The sequence below is a fragment of the Winogradskyella undariae genome, assembly GCF_013285155.1.
Lineage (GTDB): Bacteria > Bacteroidota > Bacteroidia > Flavobacteriales > Flavobacteriaceae > Winogradskyella > Winogradskyella undariae.
Genome location: NZ_JABTEL010000003.1, coordinates 324,383 through 348,865, shown reverse-complemented (window position 1 = coordinate 348,865; position 24,483 = coordinate 324,383). Strand labels below are relative to the sequence as shown.

Sequence of the window (24,483 nt, the reverse complement as noted above, 5' to 3'; positions counted from 1 at the left end):
ACGCATTAATAAACTGTTATATATCATATTTTAGAAATATTTTAAACCCGATATTATTACGCTTTCAAACTTAATATTATCAAAAAAAGAATATTTCATATTTTCTTTTGGCTGAATAACTTTTAATTCTAAAATTCTAATTAAAAAAACGTCAATTTCTTGTGCTGTATCTCTAACAAGAAAATGGGAATACCTATCTTTGCAACTCAATAATATGAATCATGATTATAGTAAAAACAGCAGAGGAAATTGAATTGATGCGTATAAGCGCACTTATCGTATCTAAAACTTTAGGTATGTTAGCAAAAGAAACAAAAGAAGGTGTTACCACCAATCATTTGGATAAAATTGCAGAAGAATACATAAGGGACATGGGTGCAATCCCTGGTTTTAAAGGACTTTACGATTGTCCTTCTACTCTATTATGTAGCGTAAATGATGCCGTAGTACATGGCTTACCTACAGATATACCATTAAAAGACGGAGATATTGTTTCTATTGATTGTGGTTCTATAATGAATGGCTTCTATGGAGATCATGCTTACACTTTTGAAATTGGAAATGTAGCTGAAGAAACTAAAAAATTAATTCAGATTACTAAAGAATCACTTTACAAAGGAATCGAACAATTAAAAATCGGAAACCGTGTTGGAGATGTTGGTTTTGCTATTCAACAATATACAGAAGCTGAAGGTTATGGTGTCGTTAGAGAGTTAGTTGGTCATGGAGTTGGTAGAAAAATGCACGAAGATCCAGAAATGCCTAATTATGGTAAAAGAGGTCGTGGTAAGAAGTTTATTGAAGGTATGGTAGTTGCTATTGAACCTATGATAAATTTAGGAACACATAAAATAAAACAACTTAGTGATGGTTGGACGATTGTAACCCAAGACGGAAAACCTAGTGTCCATTTTGAGCACGATGTTGCTATTGTAGATGGAAAACCAGAAATCCTTTCTACTTTTGGATATGTTTATGAAGCTTTAGGTATTACATCTACAGAAGAAGACCAATTTAGACAAAAAGCATTAGTCTTATAAAAAACTTATTTATGACAATTGAACATTTAGAAAAAGAGTTAACGCTTTTAAGAACTGAACTCAACGACCATAAACTATATAGCGCCTTATCTTCTATTGAAGATATAAAAATCTTTATGGAGCAGCATGTATATGCTGTTTGGGATTTTATGTCTTTACTAAAAGCTCTTCAAAATCATTTAACAAACACAGCAGTTCCTTGGACACCGGTTAAAAATCCATCGACGGCTCGTTTTATAAATGAAATTGTACTTGGAGAAGAAAGCGATATTAATGAGTTAGGTGAACCTAAAAGTCATTACGAAATGTATTTGGATGCCATGCATCAAATTAATGCCAGTACAACACAAATTGAAAATTTTGTATGTCATATCCAAAATGGCTTTTCGGTAAAAAACACAGCGAATAAAGTGGAGTTGAATGCTGAAACTTCAAAATTTGTAGACTTTACTTTTGATGTTATTGCAACTAACGAACCTCATAAAATTGCTTCGGCTTTTACATTTGGTCGTGAAGATGTGATTCCGGATATGTTTTTTCAAATTATAAACCAATCTAAAACTAGCGACAATACGTATAGTAAATTAACCTACTATTTAAAACGTCATATAGAGTTAGATGGTGATGAGCATGGACCACTTTCTTTAAAAATGATTGAAGAATTATGTGGTAATGATCAGCAAAAATGGAATGAGGTTTTAGAAGTTGCTAAAGAAGCTTTACAGCATAGAATTGCGCTTTGGGATGGTATTTATAATTTAATTTCTAGCCAAATAGAAGCTTAGTTATTTTTATTTATTAATATAATTTTCATTGAGTTAACTTGTTTTTATTATTTTACAGAGATACTTAGAGGTTACACAGAGGTGCCCGGAGAGAGAATTTTGCTCAATTAAAATATATGGTTTACAATGAGATTACAGAAAATATTATTGAAGCTGCTATTGAAGTGCATAAAGCTCTTGGGCCAGGATTGTTAGAATCTGCTTATCAAGAATGCTTGTTTTATGAATTAAAAAAAATGTGATATTCAGTTCAAAAAGAAATTACTCAACCCATTACTTACAAGGACATAACACTAGATCACGGCTATAGAATTGATTTGTTAGTCGAAAATAGTATTGTTATTGAGCTCAAAACAGTTGAAAAATTCACAGATGTTCATACGGCTCAAATATTGACTTACATGAAATTAGGAAATTACCCTATTGGACTATTACTCAATTTCAAAACTAAACTTTTAAAAAATGGCATAAAAAGATTCATCAATACTGTCACGTAAACCCTCTGCGAAACTTTGTGAATCTCTTTTAGCTCTGAGTAATAAAAATGAAAAAACTCTTTAAACTTATTCTAAACACTATACCAAGACCTTTATTAATAAGGCTTAGCTATGTGGTACGTCCTATTTTGGCATTCTTTTTAAAAGGAAACACATTTACGGATCCTATTGATGGTAAAAGTTTTAAAACGTTTTTACCGTATGGTTATGGTAATCAGAGAAACAATGTATTATCACCTTCTACATTAAGTTTAGAGCGACACAGATTACTATGGTTGTACCTAAATAAGGAAACAACCTTCTTTTCTGCTGAAAAAAGTGTGCTTCATTTTGCTCCTGAACAATGTTTTTTAAAACGTTTTAGAAGTCTTAAAAACTTAAAATACACCACTACAGATTTACTATCACCTATTGCTGATGTAAAAGCGGATATTTGCGATTTACCTTTTGAAGATAACAGCTATGATGTTATTCTCTGTAACCATGTTTTAGAACACATCCCAGATGACACTAAGGCTATGCAGGAATTATACAGAGTAATGAAACCTGGTGGCTATGGTATTTTTCAGATTCCACAAGAATTAGATAGAGCGTTTACTTTTGAAGATAATTCTATTACAGATAGAGATGAGAGAGCTAAGATTTTTGGACAATATGATCACGTTCGTGTGTACGGTCGGGATTATTTTGACAAACTACGCTCTATAGGTTTTAAAGTTGAAGAAGTAGATTATACGGCTACGCTTTCTGATGAAGATATTGAAAAATACTGTTTAGCTAAAGGTGAAATTATTCCCGTAGTTTATAAATAATACAACTTATTAAAATGACGCAACACATTATAATTGCTACAGGTGCTTTATTTGGCATGTTAGCTGTAATATTTGGTGCTTTTGGGGCCCATGCCTTAAAGAAAATTTTATCTACAGATCAATTACATAGTTTTGAAGTTGGTGTAAAATACCAAATGTATCATGCTATTTTTTTATTGGTTTTAGGGTTTAATGCAAGCAATATCACCTCTGCAACATATTGGTGTTTTACTATTGGTATTATACTATTCTCTTTTAGTATTTATGGTTTGGTTATATCTGATGCTAAAAATAAAAAACTTAGGTTTTTAGGACCAATTACTCCAATAGGAGGATTGCTTTTAGTTGTCGGTTGGTTGCTTGTATTGATTAATGCTATTTAAGCTTTCCATAAGGAAATATAATAACTGCTTTTATTTTCTGAATAAATAAAGCTGAGCCCTATAAAGACTCAGCCTTAACTAGATTCTAAATACTAAAAAAACACATGATTACTATCAGCTCTAGTTTTATTTTCCATAGCTCGTTATAACTTTAGGATATTAAATTAACAACAAGCTCTTGTTCTGCTGCACCTCCTAAACCGTCTGATGCAATCACGAGAATTGTATTTTCACCAGATATAAATTGATTATACTCAATTACGTAAGTCAAAGCGTTTAAATCTTCAATTACTAAAAGCCCATTTAAGTAAACAGCATAAACAACATCGTCATCGTCTGGATCTATAGACGCTGTCCAATTAAAAGGTATGCCTATGTTTGTTGCTGCTCCTTCTGTTAATACAAAAGCACTTGGGTTACTATTTTCTTTAGATTGATCATCATCTGCATTACAATTAAAAATTAATAGTGTTAAGCCAATTAAAAGTATAAATTTAAAAATTCTCATAAGTTTTGATGTTATTTAGGTGTTTAAATTTGGCTGTATTGTTTAATGAAAAGGACTATCACAAGACTCTGCTGTTTTAAGACAACTTGCTTTATGCTCATCTAATAATTTCCAACCTCTAAGTGTTTTTTGTCCTTCTGGACTTTGCCAATAGGCATTGTTTTTATCTTTAATATATTTACTGTAAGCGTCTGCCTCTTTTTGCATAGTAGCCAAATCTGCTTCATCTTTAGACGTTAGCGTATAGGCGATTTGTTTTTCACGCATAGCGGTTAAATAATCAGATACCATTTTACGCACATTCTCTTGAGACAGGGCCTTATATTCTGGTGCTTTTCTTGGGTCTGGTCCTGCACTATTATTTAGAGCTATATTTTTTGCTTTATTTAAAAATTTACCGAAACCTTTTTTCTTTTTTTTAGTCTTTGAAGTTGCCTCACCATCTGGCGTTGTACCTTTTAGCACATAAACTCTTCTTATATCACCAAATTCTGTACGGCTGTTAAAATGATCTATAAAAAATATATAGTTGCCAATAGCTACATAACCTTCGTTAAACACATTTTCGTAAATAATATATGTGTTGGGAAACCCAGTAAAAGTTTGTCTGTTTTTTGTAAAATCTGCTATATATTGGCTTCCTTTTTCGTCATTATCATTTTTGTCTATAATAGCTATTCCAGAGTCAATACCTTCATGATTTAATAATTTTACGATAACTTCTTGTGGCTCGTTATATTGACCAACTCTTTCTTGACTAAGATTTATTGACTGTTTCCCTTCGTTATCAGTGCCCACACCTGGATACGCAATGTAAACTGGGTTTTCGCCTTTTGCTTTAATATTTTCAAAAAATGTTTGCTGTGCAAATGTACTTGTGGTTACTAATGCAATAAAAAATAAAATAATGTACTTCATAATAAATTTGGTTTTATAATTATGACACAAAAGTGATAAGCTTTGGTAAAAGGATTTTCAACTTTTTAGTGAATGGTAAGATTTTGTAAATGAATAGCAACAAAAAAAGGAAAGCCTTGATGACTTTCCTTTTTTAGTATAAATAGAACTATGGTTTATTTCTTTATAAAGCGTTTTACGTGTTGGTTTCCATCTAAATCTATAACCTTAATGAGATAAATACCTTCTGAAAGACTAGAAACATCTACAGTTTTAGTATTGGTTTTAATCACCTCTTTTCCTAATAATGAATAGACAGAAACGTTAGCAACATTTGATTCTGTTTTGATATTTATTGTTGATTTTGTTGGATTTGGATAGATTGAAATTTCGTTATTTTGAAATACTACATCTTCTGTGTTTAAGGTGAAATTTGCACATTCTGAATCTAATTGATAAAACTCTGTTACCGCATCTTTCATTGAATTATTTAAACTAAAAGCAGGGTCATCTACAAACACACAAGTTAACATAGGCGAACCAACAGTTTCAATAAACAAATTATTGGATACATTGGTACCTGTTCTTAAATTAATATTAGTTAGCATGTTACCACTTAAATATATGTAATTGATATTTGTATTAGATGATAAATCTAAATTGTTAATGTTATGTACATATTGAGCTTCTAAATATTGTAAGCTTTCGTGGGTTGATAAATCTACATCTGTTAAACTTGTATTGCTAATATTAACTGTAGTTATTGAGCTTAAACCATTAATATTTAATGACGTTAAAGGATTATCTCCAACATGTAATCCTGTTAAATACCTATTAGCTCTAAGATCCATAATTGAGACATTGTTATAACTTAAATCTAAGTTAGTCGCATTTGCGAATGCTTGCAGTCCTGTAATATCTTGAATTCCGCTAGTGCTCAAATAAAGACCTACTGTATAATCTCTAGCTTCCGCAACTTGTATTTCTGAATCTCCATTGCTGTTTATCGATGTATTATTTAATAAACTAGTCCTTAAAGCAATATCAGGTATATTAACATTCGCTGTATCACAATTAAGTGAAAAAATAGTATAAGCATTAATATTAGTCCAGTTTGTATTACTGTAGCTCACATCATCTACCTCAATACAATATAAACCGTAGTTGTTTAGCACATTAAAATTAGCATCACTTATATTAGAATTATTACCATTTTGAATATTTAGAGTTATTAATTGATTGTTATTTGCCTCTAAACTTGTTAAAGCAGTATTACTAGAAACATCTAAATGTTCTAAATTATTATTACTAATATCTAAACCTGATATGTTTACAAATGCTTCTAAACCTGCACTATTGTCAATGTTTAGATTTGCCACATTAATTGCACCTGAATAATTTGTAGCCTCTGCAGGTTGTATTTCTGAATCTGAATTAGTATTTATTGTCGCATCACTTACCAAAGCCGCTTTTAAGTTAGCGTCTGGAATATCTACAACCAAACCTTCATTATATAATGCATTAACTTCAGCGGTAGTAATTCCGCGTTCAAAATAATATATATCATCCATTAGTCCATCGTAGCGGTCATTAGATGTTCTCGCCCCAGTTAGTGCTTCCATAGTATTTGTAGTACCTAACATACCTACTCCCTGCGATCCATCATAAGGAAGAGTTACCTGAACATCATCTTGAACTAAAACATTATCTACATATAATCTTTTGATATATTGTTGATTTGTTCCATCATTTTCCTTGTACATCATGGCAACAACATGATGCCAGTTGCCATCGCTAAAATTCTGATTAGCATATTGAAAATCTAACGTATAACCGCATGAATACCCATAATAACAATCATATGCCGTTATAAATGCTAAACTGGTATTAAAAACAGCTATAGTCCAACCTTCCTCTTGACTATTGCTGTACTGATCGAAAAGCGTTCCTAAGTCTGTAGTGTTAAACCAAAAACTAATAGCAAACTGGTTTCCATCATAACCCGATCTATTTGGCATAATACCCATACTAAAGTGTCCATTATTTAAATCTGTTGCAGAATTTGCATTCCCAAAACGATCCGTTACAAACGTTGGTGTTCCGTAACCATCATTAAGTACTAAATCATAATTAGTACCTGCTTGATTTGTAATATCGCTATTTGTAAAACTATAATGTTTGGTTGCATCTGTGGGAAACTGCGCAAATGCATAACTACTAATAAGCAGTAATAAAAAAAGTAATTTTGTTTTCATAATAAATTTGGTTTTATAATTATGACACAAAAATGATAAGGTATAGGAAAAGAATTTTCAACTTTTTAGTGAATGGTAAGATTTTGTAAATGAATAGTAATAAAAAAAGGAAAGCCTTAATGACTTTCCTTTTTTAGTATAAATAGAACTATGATTTATTCCTTTATAAATCGTTTTACATGTTGATTTCCTTCTAAATCTATAATCTTAACTAGATAAACACCGCTTGACAATCCGGAAACATCCGCTACTTTACTGTTAGATTTTAAAACTTCTTTTCCTAATATTGAATAGATAGAAATCGTTTTAATCTCTATTTGTGTTTCTATTTCTAGAGTTGCTGTTGTTGGGTTTGGGTAAAGGTTGATGCTGTTTTTATTAAAATCTAGATCTACGATGCTTAATGAAGCATCGTACTCATAAACTCCCATATCTACTATGTTATTAACAATTCTTGTATTATAATTTAAATCTGTACCAACGGTTGTTGGTAGGTAAACATTTGCTCCAGCATCTATTGCTGGCGAAGCAGAAGACAACCTAAAATCGTTAGTAGCTTCATCTACAAACAAGGGGTCCATTTGTAAAATAGCTTGTTCATCTGAAATAATAGAAAAATGATTGATATCTAAACTATTACGCACTAATGCATGGTTCGTCATAGTATTGTTATTTACACTCCCTAAAGCATTAGTTATATCTCCTAAACTATTGGTGTTGTTCCAAAAAATGGTATTGTAAATATTAATATGAAGACTGTTATTTGTAGAACCAACAGCAATAACTGGTTCATCATATGATGATGCATTACTACCTAAAAAACTGTTATTAACAAAAGTTGAATTAATTATGTTAGCTTCGTAACCACCACCTGTATCATTCCTCAACCATAAAACAGCTGTTTGCTCATTAGAATCTCCACTTGAGGTATTATTGTGGTATAAACTGTTAATACTAGTAAAATTAATAATTGTACCTCCTGATGGTCTGGCATACAAAACAGAACTTACATCAGCTAAATTATCTGAAAATGTAGAATTTTCGAAAGTAACAGTGACGTCATTTCCTCCATCTAATACAGATATAGCTCCACCAAAGGTACAGATGTTTTTGGTAACTGTACAGTTTCTTAAAACTAGTTGACCAGCACCCGGATTTACAAAAACAGCACTTCCTCGTTTACGCTCTGGCGTTGTTCCATTAGCATTACCACCTGTAATAGTAATACCATCAATTATAACATTGTCTCCAATAACATGTACAATTCTATTTTTATTATCTAATCTAGTTGCATTATTAAAAGTGATGTTGTAATCATCATCTCCATTAATATCACCAGATAAAATTGTTGGGTTTGCCACAATATCACGCTGACCTAGTAATGTTTCTGTACCATTAAAGCCACCATAAATTTTCTGATTATCATCAAGATTAAATGGTGCATTTACTGAGCCTATTTGAACATAAGTATCTCCCTTTAGCCAAAACTCTCCTCCAGGATTATTTTGTAAAGCTGTATTTAAACTTGTATAAGCATCTGCCCAACTACTTCCATCATTAGCACCTGTAGCATTCTGATCTACGAGCTTTATTTCGCTTTCGTATAAGTTTGCAACATCAATAGCAGATAGAGGTGCATTAAAATATTTCACTTCATCAAGACCATCTCCAAAAGTAATTCCACCTGTTTCATGGCTAGCAGTCCAAATTTGGCCATAATTAATCTGCTGCATAAGTAAACCAGATTCCTCTGCGCCATCTATAAATGTTCTTACGCGTAATTTACCTCCATTAACTATATATTTTTCTAATGTGACAACTATATGATGCCAATTACCATCTAATAAACTAGTTGGCGTATTAATTTCTTCATTATAAACCGAACCAGATAGCATAACTTCACTCACAAGTTTGCCAGTTGTTGTCATTTTTAAAGTTACAGCATTGCCTGTTTGGTTATAAACTTCCCAAACAGTTCTGTCTAAATTATTTGTAGTGGTTTTCATCCAAAGCGAAACACTAAAATTTGTTTGACCTGACCCTCCAGGTAAAATTGAATTATATACTGTATCTCCATTTAGAGATATGGCATTATTAGCAATCCCATTTCGGTCTGTGAGCAATGTAGAGCTTGTTCCTGTTTTTACTAAGTCCCCATTGCCTGGATTAAATGTATTTATCAGAGATCCATTATTAAATGAGTACTCTGCATATTTGTAACCCAAATTTTGAGCTGTTATGTTAAATGTGTAAAAACATAAAAGCAATAATAAAAATTGTAATCTTGTTTTCATAATAAGTTTAATTTTATAATTATGAAGTAAAAGTGCAAAAATGTAGTTAAGTGATTTTTTACTTTTTAGTGAATGGTAAGATTATAGTAATGAATGGTATGTAAATTTAAAATACACGATTAATAATTTCCATAAATTCATCCTTCCGATCACGCGCAATAGGAATACTTTTATTATTACTCATAATAACTTGAAGACCATCTTTTTTAGTGACTTCATTCATATATTTTAAATTGATAAGAAATGAACGATGTGGTTTGTAAAACAGTGGTTTATTACTCAGTTGTTCTGTAAAATGTTTTAAGGTTTTACAAATCAATTCGGTTTTACCATTTTGTAAATAGACTTTAGTATACACACCATCGGCCTCAAAAAACAAGACGTCTTCGTGAGAAACAAAACGAATTCCTTTTGGGACTTCTAAAGCTATTTTATTTAAGGCTAATTGCTGAATATTACGTTCGAGATTCTGTAGTTTTTCTTTTATAGAATTTTCTTCAAGATAGATTGATGCTTTAGCAATAGCTACTTTCATTTCGGTAACATCAATGGGTTTTAAAAGATAATCTACAGCTGATAATTTAAAGGCTTCTATGGCATAATGGCCATAAGCGGTTGTAAAAATAATTTGAAAATTAATAGCCTCAGTTTTAAAAAACTCTAAAATCTGAAGTCCAGAATGATTAGGCATTTCAATATCTAGAAATACAATATCTGGCTGTTCCTTTTTTATAACAGCCACACCATCTAATAAATTTTCAGCCTCAAAAATCGTTTCTATTTCAGAACATTCTTCTACAATTAAGGTATGCAAAATACGTCTGGCACGTTTTTCATCGTCTACAATTATTGCTTTCATGTATATATTTTATTTGTTTTTATGAGGTACATGCTATTCATTATTAATCATTTCTCTAAATATTAAAATGCTCAGCATGCTCGTTTCATAAGATAACTTATCAATGTGCTAATTCTATTATAATCGTTACTTTTGTTCCTGAGACTTCTTGTTGTTTGTTGTATACATCTTCGACCTGCAATTCTACTTTTTTATCCTGACTGCGATTTAATAAATCGATTCGTTTTTGATTTGCAGACGTCGCAAAAGATTTATGATTCCCAACCCGTTGGTTTTTTATTTTTGCTGATGCTTCTCGACCAATTCCATTGTCAATAATTTCACAAATTAAATGATTTTGATTCGCGTTTTTAATAAAATTCAACATCAATTTTTTGTTATCTTTTTTATGAAGTAAACCATGCTTCAAAGCATTCTCTACGTAGGGTTGAATAAATAAAGATGGTACAAATGTGGTTTCTAGATTTAAACTTTGATCAACGTGAATTTCAAATTTAAAATCATCATCAAAGCGATCTTTTTCAAGTTCTAAATAAAGTCTCAGGGTTTTAACCTCTTCATTTAAAGAAATTTCATTGGTTTGACTATGCTCTAAATAAGTTCTTATTAATCGCGAAAACTTTACAAGGTATTCACGTGCTAATTTTCGTTCATTTAAAATAATAAAATCCTGAATAGAATTTAAAGCATTAAAAATAAAATGCGGATTCATTTGGGATCTTAAATTCTCTAATTGCGAAAACACCAATTGTTGATTAATCTTCGCTTTTTCTAAAGCTTGATGCTGAGCCTTATTTAACCGCTCCGTTTTTCTAGAAAAATACCCCCAAACAAAACTTATTGACGCTAACAAAATAAGCGTATAGAACCACCAGCTTTTATAAAAAGGCAATCTTACTTTTAAAACCACACAAATAGGTTCTGTATACGTTTTTTGAAAGGTATTTTTCGCTCTTAGATGAAAGGTAAATTCACCAGCTGGAAGCGTGTTAAATTTCACAAAGTCTAAACCCTCTTCTACCGCAATCCAATTGTCACTGTAACCTTCTAATTTGTATTCATAATTTACAAATTTGTTAGATTGAAATCCATTGACATTAAACCCAAATCTGATTTCGCTATCGGTTTGATCTAAATCATAATTCAATTTTACATCTGTATCTTTTTCCTGAATAGCTACAGATGTAAAATACGGTTGTAGTGTTTTTCTGGCTTTGGTAATATTATTAGCATCAAACTGATATAATCCTGTATTAGATCCGAAAAAAATATCATCTCCCAAAATCTCAATTGAGTTAATATTATATGAATCGATACCATCTTCACGATTAACAGTTATAATCTTCTTAGTCTCATAATTATAATTTTGCAAGCCTTTATCAGTTGCAATCCAAAGTGAATTTTCATCTGCGGTTATTACACTAATCAAATTAGAAGCTAATCCATTTTTAACATTCAATTTATAATGTAAACTATCATTTACAAAACCATACAATCCTTCGTTGTACGTCGCAACCCACACTACATTATCTGTTGAAATTGCAATTTTAGAACCATAGACAGGTGAATTTTTATAGGTAATTTGCTTATAAGTTTTTGTTTTTAAATCGACGACACCAAAACCGTCAATAAAATTACAATAAGCTTTGGTTTTGCAGGTATTTAAAACAGAGCCATAACTTCTCATTAAGCGTAATGACTCAAATGCATCTCTTCTTTTACTGTAAAGTGACAAGGCATGAGGAAGACTTACCAAATATTGATCTTCATTAAAAACAGTTATGGACTTGGTAACAATAAGACTACTTTTTTTATTTATTTTTTCTTTAGGATTATAAAAAACAGACTCGGTTGTTGCAACCATTAACAAATCTTCAGTTAACGGATTATAACTAATTCCGTAAATATTATTCCGGAAGGATACGTTGGTTTTAGTTAGTTTATTCTCTTTTTTAAAATAGTTAAAAATTTCAAAATTAGACGTCGCCAAATACAGCTCTTCCTTATTGGTTTTTTCTATTGCATTGACACCTAGATCCTTAGGTAAATCTATTTTTTTTAAGGCTAAATTAGGCATAACATACACACCCTGTTTTAGTGTTGTTACCCAAAAATTAGTATTGCGATCTTTAATGATATCGGTTGTATAGATCCCTTTAAAATAATGCTCTAAAATAGTTAAACATTTATTTTCAATTTTAGAAACAAAAATACCATTATTGGTTAGTATCCATATGTTGTCTCCTACTTGCAAGCAACTCACAATAATGGAAAAAACTAATGCTTCGGGTAATTGAACATTTATCAAATCTCTATTTCTAAATTGATGTAAACTATTTTTCTTGTTAGGTTCTAATTGATTAAAAAAGAAAATTTTATTATCATATTTAAAGTATGTTTTTGCTCCACTATTATTTAATTCAAAAACTGTGTTAGAATAAAGCGCTTTTGTCTGTTTTAAGGTCACATCATTCGTAAAATACGTAACCTCATCTTTATTAAAATAAATACCTTCTTTACGTTCGTTTACTAATGTAAAATGATTTTGAGAAATATTCTCTAATTCATAAATTTCGTTTTTTGTTTCAATATTTATAGATCTTAACGTATTATTTGCAGTGATGAAGAGGTGATTTTTATAAATATTAAACTCAACAAGTGTGTTTATGTCTTTAAAATCTTTAAAGAGTTTGAGTTCGTTGTTTTCAACATAAAAAAATTGTCCGGAAAGATTATTACACCAAAGACGTCCTTTAGCATCTAAGGTTAATCCAAATAAAGAGCGACCGCGCTTAATAGGATTAGTGAACAATTTATAGTGTTTACCATCGTAACGGTACAATCCTTTATCTGCGGTCAACCAAATAAACCCCTGTTCATCTTCTAATATATCATAAAACTCAATATCTGGCAGGCCGTCTTTTTCAGTGAGATGAATTGAGACAGGCTGTTGTGCTGTTGCAAACCATGTTACTAACAAGAAAAACACATACTGAAAAAGCCTTAATTTCAAGAGATAAAGTTTAGGGGTGAATTTACAAATTAATCTATTGGACTTTATTTTTATTTAGTAGAAAGCGCTTTTTGACTAATGAATGGTAAAATAATCTCTTATGTGAATTATAATAAATAAACTAAACCAAGACCTATAACCATATAAAATAAGATTAGAAACAATTCTAATTTGTATTGTTTAAAATACTTCATACACTTTTAAAATAGAAAAGTTGAACGCAAATGAATCTGTCCAACTTTTCTTAATCACTTATTTTTAAAGTATTAAATAGCAACGGTGTTAATGTTGCATATATTTACAAGCAATGTGTGCTATAACTTGCATTGCTAGAAATTGACCAACCAGTAAAACCATCTGTAGCGCCAGCATCCACCTGTACACAACTTAAAGTGCTTGATCCCAATTCCATTCTCCACATATTAGCATTGTTTCCGTTTGCTATGTTTACCGAATTTGAAAAACTATTGCTACCGCCTTTTAAATCGGTTAAGTTTACCAACATGCTTACATCTAAATTTCCTAAATTATTACCTTCTAACAATAATTGTTCTAATAGTGTATTATTAGAAACATCAATCGCGGTTAGATTATTATCGAATAATTGCAAGTTTTTAAGATTAATATTATGACTAACATTAATGGTTAAAAAACTATTATTATTTGCTACTAAAGATCGTAATGCCGTTAGTTTTTGCAAGGCCGTTGTAGGTAAATCGTCAATATTAGAGCTTCCTATGCTTAAAACTGCAACTCTACTATCTTCTACTGTAACACCATCCCAAGTTGAAACATCCGTTGATGTAATATCCCAAGATAAGGTATTGTTTGTGTTGGCATTATAAATTTCAATTAGTGCATCACGATCACTTTCTAAGACGTAATTTAGTGTAGCATCATCATCACTGTTACAAGCCGTTAATAATAAAATAGCGAAGAGCAATGTTACGGGTTTAAATATTTTCATTTGTTTTAAGGTTTAGCTTATACCATTCCTCATTTTAAACAAGAAATGGTATAAAGATTTGAGTTTTAAATTTATTTGTTCTTTGTTCTAGAATATTAGTTTATGGACACCGTATTACCACAACCCGAATTTTTGCGGTACACTTGTACATTAGTAGAATCATAAGCATTACTTCCACCAGACTTCGTTATTTTTTGTAAATAAGCATCTTGATCACAGCTCCACCTGGCTGTTCCACCAGCACTAATTCTTGTTCCTGGATTACTACTTCCAGCTCTACCTACATAAATTTCATTATTCGAGTTATTACGAAGTGTTACCGTGTTTTTTAACTCTGATGCCTGATAGTTTGCCTCATTTTGTTTTATTCTTCTTTGCAAGTCTTTATACTCTGGCGTAGCCTTGATTGAATCGTTATAACGTTTTATTTCTTCGTCTCCAGCTTCTCTTGCGCGTTTAATTTTGGCGATATCTGTTTTGTCTTGGGCCGTTATTGGACTCGCTTGTTTGGCTTTCATAGCCGTGACGTAATCGTTAAATATCTTTTCAATATTTACCGTTTGAATATACTTATAGGTTGGTGATTGTCCTGTAGCTTCTAACTTTGCTTTCATGCGTCCTAAAAAACCACCTTTCTTCTTTTTCTTCTTTCCTGTGTCATCTTTTGCTTCGCTACGGTCTTTAACCATAACATATACAGCAGTGACATTTTTCACTTCTGGAACACCGTCACTTGGTATGTAACTAATCTTAAATAACAAATCGTCGATTACCATATAACCATCGAGTCATCTTTTGTAAGTGTTTTTTATGGTCATTACATTTGGGTAACTATCTACTCTATCATAATCGCCTAGTTCAGACGCTCCAAAACCACCATAACTTTCTGAAACGGGTTTAGCTTCAAAACCCACAGGTTGTCCTGTTGCCAATTTTTTTACGGTTATTGTTACCACTGGTTTTCCACTTACAATAGCTATAGTACCATCGTCATTTATAGATATGCCAGAAAAACCTTCGTAGGTTGCTGTCTCACCATTAGCCTCTAGAGCTTCGTAAAAGGTTTTTTGAGCTTGCGCTATGGTTGCTGTAAAAATTAGAGCAACCGTTATCATTATTTTTTTCATAATAGGTTAAATTTTAAGTTTATATAGTGTCAAATATCGAATATGACAGAGCTAAAAAATGAAGTAAGTTTCTGAAATGCCGTTTTTAACTTCTAAAAAATAAGGACTTCTAAAAATTTGAATTACCCCGAAATTTATTCAGAAACCGCTACAACAAACGCTTTAATTTTTTGTTGTGTCATAGCAATAACCTTCGCTTCATTTTTGCTGTAAAAATTACTATAACTAAAGTCCGTCCAATCTTCGCTATCTGCATCTGCTGCTTTTACCATAACAAAACTTTCGTTATCGTAGGTAATAACAAAAAGTCCGTAATCGTTGTAAAAAACAGGAATCCCCAACTCTTTACTTTCGTCTTTTTGATACTTATAAATTGCAGGCATACATTGAGCACAAGCCGCAATTGCTAATACCTTATCGCCTGCAAACTCTCCATATTGAAAAAGTTTAGATTTGGTTGGCTTATTGCCTATCCCCTTTTCGGCTTCTAACAAATGGTAAGTACCGTTAATGGCTTCTGTAGGAATTTCACTTTGAGAAAAAAGTACAGATGATGTAAATGCTATAATAAGGTAGGCTATAATTGTTTTCATAATTAGGTTATGTTTTAGATTTATGACACAAATATCTATGATGCTGTCGTTGGTTTAGTGTATCAGTTTCTAAAACACCACTTTCAACTTCTAAACAAAAAAATCTCGTAAGCCTTACACTTACGAGATTTCTAAAAAAACACAACTATGTATTATTCCTTGATGAAACGTTTGGTTGAAACGTTTCCGTTTACATCTTCTATTTTAATTAAGAATACTCCGTTTGGTAAACGAGAAACATCAATCTGTTTATTTTCAGTTCTAATCACTTCTTTACCTAAAATAGAATAGACGCTTGCTTGTTTGATGTTTTGAGTCATTTCTATGTTTAATATTGAATTTGTTGGATTTGGATATAGTTTGATTTCATTTTCATTTAGTTGAAAATCATTTGTACTTAAAAATGGTGCTCCAAACTCATAAACTCCCATATCTACAGTTGTATTAAAAACACGTTGGTTTCCTAATAAATCTGTGGATTCAAAAACAAAACTGTTGTCTCCTGTATCAACCGCAGGCGAACCAGAAGTTAATGTAAAGTCCCCATTTGCAGCATCCGTAAATAGAGGATTAGAGTTAGTTGTATTACTTGTATTTGTAATTACAGCATCGTTAAAATTGGCTTCATCTATAGAATTTAAAACATTTACAGATGTAGGTGGCTGTTCATATAAATCTGTTATAGAACGTGCAGTTAAACCACCAGTAGCTGTATTACCCCAAAAAATAGAATTAGCTACTGTTGTATTTACTGCCCCTGCATTTCCGTTACTTCTACTTATAGCTAACGTTGATCTACTAAAGTTATTTAAATTTTGCTCTGTACCTGTATCGCTATTACTAACAAATGTAGAATTAATGATGTCTATATTTAAAGTAGAACTGCTACTAATACTTAAATTCCTAAGCCATGCCGAACTACCAGCATAGCCTTGTGCAGTTGTACTATTCAAATTTCCTGCAATATTACCATCAAATAAACTATTGGTAATATTTATATTTGCATCAGTATCGTCACGAACAAAGCTATATATAGCTGTTGCCCATCGAGCCATATTATTAGAGAATATACAGTTTTCAATATTCAACTCACCTAATATCCCTGTTCCATTAAGATCATATTCAGCTAATAAACCTGCATTGCCGTTTCTTGAAACATTATCTTTTATAATACAATTTTTAAGGGTTAGCTTAGTAACCCCAGAATCTTTTACAATTGCACCACCACTCTCAAAAGCATCTAAATTATTATGTGCATCACTTACTGTTATACCTTCTAATAATAAATTATTTCCGTATTCCGTAATATTTATGACATGGTAACTATTATCTGCATTTCGAGTTGTGTTTGAATAGCTAGAAATAAAATCGGTTATATTTACATCATTATCTTGTAAATCTCCTGATAAAATAGTCGTATTTAAAACATGATCTGCATCAGATTCCTGAGTTTCTGTTCCATTAAACCCTCCGATAATTTTTAAATTTTCTTTGTTTACTGTAAAATAAACGCTTCTATCAAAAGCATGTGGTTTATAATTACCTGACGCAACCCAAATATGATCACCAGAGGTTGCCAAATCTAACGCTGTATTTAAATTAATATATGCATCAGACCAGCTACTACCATCATTATTTCCTGTTGCATTATAGTTAACATAAGTTGGTATTCCTGTATTCTTAAAAATAAGGGGTGCAGACCATGATGAATAACTACCATTTCCACAATCTTTTCTAACATAAACTTTATAAGTTTCTGGCGATGTTCCAGTAATAGTTGTACTTGCTCCTCCTGAAACACTTGAAACAACTGTAGCAGAAGAAAAAGGTTGAGAAACTTCATGATACGCAATATCCACAGTTTGTGTACCTGGTACATTTACATCTATATTTGTAGCTGTAATATTAGAAGTAAATAACTGATTAGTAATTCCAACACAAAAATTATAGTCACCAATAGATGTTATTTCTGCAGCTGATATCTCTCTATCATAAATTAATATATCATCAATAACGTCTCTATAACTGCTTGTAGCCGTCGGGTATGAAGATCTATTTCTTGCTAAACCAACAATACCGTTACTATCAAATCCTCTATTACTATAACTTGAGGCACTTGGATTCCCAGTCGAATCCACTAATTGCCCGTCAACATAAATTTTTGAAATTAACATATGTGTTGTAATAGCAATATGATGCCATTGATCATCACTAATATCCATAGATGTTATATTATAAACAATATAGTTAGAACCCACATTAAATCTTGAATAGTGGTTTATCTCTCCATCTTTTAAATAAATATGGTAACCTTTGTTAAAAGTTCCTCCAAGGTCATAAATTATTGTTCTTTCATTATTATCATTGGTTGCCGTCTTAATCCAAAATGACAAAGAAATATCATCATAAGAAGAGTCGTGATCTAAGTTTACTCGTTGAAAATCATCTCCATTTAACTGTAAAGCTCCATTAGCTGTACCAAATCTATCATTAACAAATAGTGAAGCTGATCCATGTTGAGAAAAATTAGCGCCATTAGCACCATCTACTAAAGACCCATTATCAAATCCATACTGAGCTATTAAATTAGTAGTAGGAAATTGGGCGAAAGAAAAACTACATATAAGTAGTAATAAATAAAATAATTTTGTTTTACTCACGAGACATTTATTGATTATGTGTTCGTTAAAAAATGTAATTTTTTTCATAATTGGTTTTTATTAAGATTTAGAAAACAAATATCTACTATGAAGCTTCATTAAAATGGGGTGAGTTTCTGAAACACCATTTTCAACTTCTAAAGCAAAAAAATCTCGTAAGCTTAACACTTACGAGATTTCTAAAAAAAACAAAACTATGTATTATTGTTTGATAAAACGTTTGGTTGAAACGTTTCCGTTTTCATCTTCTATTTTAATTAAAAATACGCCGTTTGATAAACGAGAAACATCGATCTGTTTATTTTGGGTTTTTAATACTTCTTTACCTAACATAGAATAGACAGTTGCTTGTTTGATGTTTTTAGTCATTTCTATATTTAAAATTGAATTTGTTGGGTTTGGGTGTAATGAGATTGTGTTTAGATTAAATTCATCTACGCTTAATGCTGCGCAATCTTCGCTATAACTTGCTGTTGCATCTTTCTGCCAAGTTGTTGGTGGTGTGAAGGCTGCGTCTATTTGAATGCACGTTAAATCTTGGTTGTTAAGTGCATTAAATTGAACAAAATTCGCATTGTTTCCATTTGCAACGTTTAAACTTGTTAAGGAATTGTTGTTCGCTTGTAAAACATTTAAAAAGGTGTTGTTTGATATATCTAAACTTGTAAAACTATTATCATCAATCTGTAAAGATTCTAGAGCTAAATTTGACGAGACATCTAAACTTGTTAAACCATTATTTATACCCTTTATATTTTTTAAAGCTGTATTGGATGACAGGTCTAAATTTGTTAAAGCATTAGATTGAAAGGATAGATTTTCTAAAGCAGTATTTGATGATATATCTAGATTCGTTAAACCATTAAAGTCTAAAACGACACGTACTAAAACGGTATTATTAGAGAGATCTATACTTGTGATACTATTATTATAACAACTTAAATAAACTAAAGCCGTATTAGAAGATATATCTATACTTGTTAAATTATTGTTACCAGAAGATAATACTACTAAAGCTGTATTAGATGATACATTTAAACTTGAAATACTGCTATTATCATCACACCAAAGACGGGTTAAAAGCGTGTTTGTTGAGACATCTAAACTAGACAATGCGTTAGATTGACAAAGCAATTCTAATAAAGCTGTATTTTGAGAAATATCTAAACTCGTTAATGCATTATCTCGACAATTTAAAACTGAAATATTTGTAAAGGCCTCTATACCTGTTAAATCTGAAATATTTAAACCATTAACAATTACGGCTCCCGTAAAAGCACTAGCCTCACTACACTGTATTTCTGTATCACCATTGGTGTTTATGGTAGTATTACCAACTAAGTAAGCTTTAAAGTTTGCGTCTGGGATGGTTACTGTGCAAGGTGTATAAGGTGAAAACACAATATCATCAACTCCAAAATTTTGTGAGCTTCCATTAGTTGCTGTTATATCTATTATACTAACATTAGTCCAATTTAAGTTCACTGTAACAGCATTTTGAGCAACATTCGCTGTTACAACGGCATTACCTGGACTATTAACTGGTGTAAAAGTCCAGTTAACAGTACTAGCATTAGCAGAAAAAGCTTTGAGGCTTTGAATATCTACTGCAGGAAAAAAAGCTAATCGAACAACTTGTTCAGGTTGCTGATTCATAACAGCCTTGCCTGTAGTACCTTGATTAAAAGTGCCAAGCAGAATAGGTGTACCGCTACCACTGGCAGAAAAGTTAACCTCGTAACCATTAACAATTTGCTTTGCAATAATGTTTTGATTAGATGAACCAAAACTTAGTAATGTTCCTGTCTCCCAATCAAAAGTCTGTCCATAACTCAATGCAGAAATTATAGTAAATAAAAAAAGTAATTTTGTTTTACTCACGAAACATGTATGGATTAAGTGTTCGTGAAAAAATGTAATTTTTTTCATAATAGGTTAAGAATTTTAAAGTTTATAAAAACAAATATCTTAATCCAACCTACTAAAATTGTAACTAAATTTCTGAAACAGCACTTTCAACTTCTAAAGCAAACTACCCTATATTCTGTACAATAGTTAAAAACTCTTCCTTTTTATCTTTTGAGACAGAAACCGTTTCATCATTATCCATAATAATATAGCCTCCATCTTTTTTATAATATTCTTTAATATACTTTAAGTTGATTAAGTACGAACGATGTGGTCTGTAAAACATAGGAATAGTATCTAATAATTCTTCAAAATGTTTTAATGGCTTACTGATTAACAGCTCTGAAGCATCTTGCACATGAACTTTGGTGTACATACCATCTGCCTTTAATAGGATGATATCATCAAAATTTACAAACTTGATACCGTCGGCTACTGGAAGTGCTATTTTTTTAAAATTAGACGATTTTAAACTTTTCTGAAGCTCATCTAACTTAATGTTAATATGAGATTTACCGATATTATCAATTGCTTTCTCTATGGCTTCACTAAGCTTATCTAACCGCAATGGTTTTAATAAATAATCTACAGCCGAAAGTTCAAAAGCCTTAATAGCGTATTCGCTATAAGCCGTTGTAAATATAATTTCGAAATTACGATGTGTTTCCTCCAAAAAATCAAAAATTTCTAAACCCGAATGCTCTGGCATTTCAATATCTAAAAATACAATTTGTGGTTGTTCTGCTTTTATAATTTCAACACCACTTAACAAATCTTCGGCCGTGAAAATAACAGCAACTTTTGGGCAATTCTCCTCTATTAGTATATTAAGCAATTTTCTTGCTTTAGGTTCGTCGTCTATAATTACTACTTTCATATGTGTTTATTTTATTAGAGCATGTTTAATGATTAATCTGTAGTGTATGGGATTGTAATATCAACTTGCGTACCTACAGGTATATCTTTATCAAACAGATCGGTAATAATGACACCAACTTGTTTTTCCTTTCCGTAGTTTAATAATGCTAATCGATCTTGAGTAGCTTTAGTAGCAAAAGACGGATGACTTTTACGACTTCTCGATTTAAACTTTTCGGCTTGCTCTCTACCAACACCATTATCTACAATAATACATCTCACCGTTTTCACTTTATCATTTATAAAGAAATTGATTCTTAAATTACGATCTGTTTTACGATGTAACAATCCATGTTTTAAGGCATTTTCCACATAAGGTTGAACAAGCATTGTTGGTATATTAACCTCATCTGGTTTTAAATTACCAGAAGTTGAAATGACATAATGCAGTTTATCTTCGAAACGTAATTTCTCTAATTCTAAATACATTTCTAAACAATCTATTTCTTCTTGTAAGGTGATTTTCCCTTTGGTACTATGGCTGAGGTAAGTTCTAATTAAATCGGCAAACTTTCCTAAATATTCACTAGCTAGTTTTTTTTGATTGAGCATAATATACTCTTGAATAGAATTAAGCGCATTGAATATAAAATGCGGATTCATCTGCGAGCGTAAATTTTCTAGTTTTAAAGCGATTAACTCATTATCTAAAGAGAGTTGTCTAATCTCTAATTCTTTCGCTATTTCCTTCTTTTTTAATTTCCTTTTGTAATACAAAATAATGAGACCTACAAAAGACAAACTGTAGGCTAAAATAAACCACCACTTTTTCCAATATGGCAATTTGATATTCAATTTAATACTCTTATCGTTACTCTCAGTGCCCTCAATAATCGATGTTGGCCTCACCTGAAATGTATATTCCCCAACTGGTAGGCTACTATATTTTACGGTATTCACACCTAAATCTGTAGTAATCCAGTTATTATTATAACCAACTAAACGGTATTGATACGTTTTATTTATATTGTATAAAACACCATTGACATTAAAACTAAATTGTACTGAATTCTGATTATAATCTAAATCATAATCCGTTCCTAGATCAGTCGATTTTTCATTAATCTTTATGTCGTTAAAATAAATTTCGGGTTGCGAAGTCGTTTTAAATACCTTCTCTTTATCAAAAGAAAAAATGCCCTTATTTGAAGACAATACCACGCGGTTATTTAAGACTTCGATTCCTGAAATTTTGTAAGACAAAAGACCGTCTGTCTTGGTTAAATTTTTAAAATCTTTGTTATCCGTATTAAATACTTGCAAACCTTTTGGTGTCGCTATCCAAATCGAATTTTCATCTGCCTTTAAATATTTAATCTGATCAGACAACAAGCCTTCTTTTGTAGTGTAATGCGCAATAACTTGATTATCTCTTATTGCAAAAATTCCATTTTTAAACGTCCCCACCCAAACGATACCATCTGCAGTTTCCGTAATAGAAATGGCTAAAATCTCTTTCTCTTTATAGCGTATTGTGGTTGATTTAAAATCGTTATCTAAAACTAATAAATCATCGACATACCCAATAAAAACAGTATTGCTATTCTCACTGTAGTAGGTTGTATAGATCCGCTTGTTATCAGAAAATGTTTTAACTAACTCTGCAGTATTATTCAAAAAAGCCAATCTGCTATAGGTTCCAAAAAGTGTCATCGTTTCATTAACGCGAGAAAAACTTTTCACACCAAGAAATTCATGTTTTTTTATGGTTTCTAATGTTTTGTTATTTACAAAATAACCACCATCGTCGATACTTACATAACTATATTCAATATTAGAATTATACTGTATTGCAGAGACTTTATTACCCAAGTTAGCAGATGCTTTATAAGTAGAAGCATCAACGTTTAAAAACCCTACGACTCCACTTTTAGAACCAAAAAACACAACCGAATCATTCACCTTATCAATAGCCATAATATCATTACTCTTTTCAGGTAATTTATGTTTTACAACCTCTATATTCGGTATTAAATGAATCCCGTTGGTCAATGTTGAAACCCAAAAATTTTGATCTTTATCAATGATAACGTCAGTAACGATTTCATCTTCTAATATTTGGTTTTTAAGTCTGAATTCATTTTTATCGTTTTCATAAATATAAATTCCGGTATGGGTTAACACCCACATTTTGTCCTTTATGATCTTTATCCTAATAATCCTTTTATTTTTCAGAAGTTCTAATCCTAGTGTAGCATCCGTAGTACCTGTATTTAGGTTGATACTTCTAAACATGTTTTTATACTTAAATTGTTGAGAAAAAAATAAAATCTCATTTAGTTTAAAAACTTGAGTTTGACCTTGTGCGGTAGTCATACCTTTAATGTCACGATAGTGGATGTTAAGTAAAAACTGATTGGTCTCCTTAAAATCATTATTGAATATTTTTACAGCATCAAAACTAATCAACATGTAGCCCGTATCTAGAGGCATCAATCTTGCCCCTCCATTTCCATGAAGTTCTCTTAAAAGAATTTTCTTGGTAATTAAATCAATAATATATAACGAACGACTTGTCGTAATTAAAAGTTTGTTGTCTTGTATACTGTAATTTCCCAACTGCCCTTTTAATTCCTCTTTTAAATCTATAAAGGTGAGGAGTTGGTTGTTTTCAACATAAAAGAACTGTCCTGAAATATTAGTGCACCATATACGGCCTTGTGTATCTTCAAAAAGTCCAAAAATGGATAGGCCTCGTTTTTCTGCGTTAGTATATTGGGTATACGTTTTGCCATCATAACGATATAAACCGGTATCTGCAGCTAACCAAACAAACCCTTTACTATCTTCTAAAATATTATAAAATTCAATATCTGGTAAGCCATCTTTTTCAGTAAGATGAATAGATACAGGTTCTTGGGCGCACAAAAAATGTAAGCCTAATAGCAATACAATAAAAAGTAATGTTTTCTTCAACATTTAAAAATTGTAGTTAAAACTACAATAAAATACAAATTCTAAGCCTCT

General features: G+C 31.2%; 18 protein-coding genes and 1 pseudogene. 5 read left to right on the top strand and 14 right to left on the bottom strand.

Translation table 11 applies throughout. The features are described 5' to 3' along the window. The first annotated feature begins 221 nt into the window (after nucleotides 1-221). From map to HSX10_RS05955, 5 genes and pseudogenes are all read left to right on the top strand, one after another. Nucleotides 222-1,040, top strand: a complete 819-nt coding sequence (map, locus tag HSX10_RS05975) for a type I methionyl aminopeptidase (RefSeq protein ID WP_173587290.1) — start codon at nucleotides 222-224, stop codon at nucleotides 1,038-1,040. Between the two features lie 11 nt (nucleotides 1,041-1,051). Then, the gene (locus tag HSX10_RS05970; protein ID WP_173587289.1) at nucleotides 1,052-1,825 is read left to right on the top strand and encodes a DUF3050 domain-containing protein; all 774 of its coding nucleotides are present in this window, start codon (nucleotides 1,052-1,054) and stop codon (nucleotides 1,823-1,825) included. A 116-nt stretch (nucleotides 1,826-1,941) separates the two neighbouring features. After that, nucleotides 1,942-2,322, top strand: a pseudogene (locus tag HSX10_RS05965) (GxxExxY protein). A 47-nt stretch (nucleotides 2,323-2,369) separates the two neighbouring features. Further along, complete coding sequence (locus HSX10_RS05960) at nucleotides 2,370-3,134, top strand: class I SAM-dependent methyltransferase (protein WP_173587288.1); 765 nt, start codon at nucleotides 2,370-2,372, stop codon at nucleotides 3,132-3,134. 14 nt (nucleotides 3,135-3,148) lie between these two features. Then, nucleotides 3,149-3,517, top strand: a complete 369-nt coding sequence (locus HSX10_RS05955) for a DUF423 domain-containing protein (protein ID WP_173587287.1) — start codon at nucleotides 3,149-3,151, stop codon at nucleotides 3,515-3,517. 151 nt (nucleotides 3,518-3,668) lie between these two features. Here the strand turns inward: HSX10_RS05955 and HSX10_RS05950 are convergent, their stop codons facing one another. The 14 genes from HSX10_RS05950 to HSX10_RS05885 form a co-directional block, all read right to left on the bottom strand. Continuing rightward, nucleotides 3,669-4,025 carry a hypothetical protein gene (locus HSX10_RS05950; protein WP_173587286.1) on the bottom strand — a complete coding sequence of 119 codons (357 nt, stop codon included), beginning with the start codon at nucleotides 4,023-4,025 and terminating at the stop codon, nucleotides 3,669-3,671. 42 nt (nucleotides 4,026-4,067) lie between these two features. Beyond that, nucleotides 4,068-4,943: a hypothetical protein gene (locus HSX10_RS05945; RefSeq protein WP_173587285.1), complete on the bottom strand. Its 876-nt coding sequence runs from the start codon at nucleotides 4,941-4,943 to the stop codon at nucleotides 4,068-4,070. 155 nt (nucleotides 4,944-5,098) lie between these two features. Further along, on the bottom strand, nucleotides 5,099-7,177 hold the full coding sequence (locus HSX10_RS05940) for a T9SS type A sorting domain-containing protein (RefSeq protein WP_173587284.1): 2,079 nt from the start codon (nucleotides 7,175-7,177) through the stop codon (nucleotides 5,099-5,101). A gap of 155 nt (nucleotides 7,178-7,332) precedes the next feature. After that, nucleotides 7,333-9,471, bottom strand: a complete 2,139-nt coding sequence (locus HSX10_RS05935) for a T9SS type A sorting domain-containing protein (RefSeq protein ID WP_173587283.1) — start codon at nucleotides 9,469-9,471, stop codon at nucleotides 7,333-7,335. A 106-nt stretch (nucleotides 9,472-9,577) separates the two neighbouring features. Beyond that, nucleotides 9,578-10,330 (bottom strand): LytR/AlgR family response regulator transcription factor, encoded by a 753-nt coding sequence (locus HSX10_RS05930; protein ID WP_173587282.1) that lies wholly within the window; start codon nucleotides 10,328-10,330, stop codon nucleotides 9,578-9,580. A gap of 100 nt (nucleotides 10,331-10,430) precedes the next feature. Beyond that, on the bottom strand, nucleotides 10,431-13,343 hold the full coding sequence (locus tag HSX10_RS05925) for a sensor histidine kinase (protein ID WP_173587281.1): 2,913 nt from the start codon (nucleotides 13,341-13,343) through the stop codon (nucleotides 10,431-10,433). 298 nt (nucleotides 13,344-13,641) lie between these two features. Further along, nucleotides 13,642-14,310: a leucine-rich repeat domain-containing protein gene (locus HSX10_RS05920; protein ID WP_173587280.1), complete on the bottom strand. Its 669-nt coding sequence runs from the start codon at nucleotides 14,308-14,310 to the stop codon at nucleotides 13,642-13,644. 95 nt (nucleotides 14,311-14,405) lie between these two features. After that, complete coding sequence (locus HSX10_RS05915; RefSeq protein WP_173587279.1) at nucleotides 14,406-15,086, bottom strand: hypothetical protein; 681 nt, start codon at nucleotides 15,084-15,086, stop codon at nucleotides 14,406-14,408. A 12-nt stretch (nucleotides 15,087-15,098) separates the two neighbouring features. After that, entirely contained in the window at nucleotides 15,099-15,437 is a 339-nt protein-coding gene (locus HSX10_RS05910) for a hypothetical protein (protein WP_173587278.1), read from the bottom strand. Nucleotides 15,438-15,571: 134 nt separating this feature from the next. Further along, nucleotides 15,572-16,030, bottom strand: coding sequence for a hypothetical protein (locus tag HSX10_RS05905; protein ID WP_173587277.1), 459 nt, complete (start codon nucleotides 16,028-16,030; stop codon nucleotides 15,572-15,574). 152 nt (nucleotides 16,031-16,182) lie between these two features. Further along, nucleotides 16,183-18,690 (bottom strand): LamG-like jellyroll fold domain-containing protein, encoded by a 2,508-nt coding sequence (locus HSX10_RS05900; protein WP_173587276.1) that lies wholly within the window; start codon nucleotides 18,688-18,690, stop codon nucleotides 16,183-16,185. Between the two features lie 201 nt (nucleotides 18,691-18,891). Next, on the bottom strand, nucleotides 18,892-20,619 hold the full coding sequence (locus tag HSX10_RS05895; protein WP_173587275.1) for a leucine-rich repeat domain-containing protein: 1,728 nt from the start codon (nucleotides 20,617-20,619) through the stop codon (nucleotides 18,892-18,894). A gap of 103 nt (nucleotides 20,620-20,722) precedes the next feature. Continuing rightward, nucleotides 20,723-21,475 carry a LytR/AlgR family response regulator transcription factor gene (locus HSX10_RS05890; RefSeq protein ID WP_173587274.1) on the bottom strand — a complete coding sequence of 251 codons (753 nt, stop codon included), beginning with the start codon at nucleotides 21,473-21,475 and terminating at the stop codon, nucleotides 20,723-20,725. 32 nt (nucleotides 21,476-21,507) lie between these two features. Beyond that, complete coding sequence (locus HSX10_RS05885) at nucleotides 21,508-24,435, bottom strand: sensor histidine kinase (protein ID WP_173587273.1); 2,928 nt, start codon at nucleotides 24,433-24,435, stop codon at nucleotides 21,508-21,510. Nucleotides 24,436-24,483: the final 48 nt, after the last annotated feature.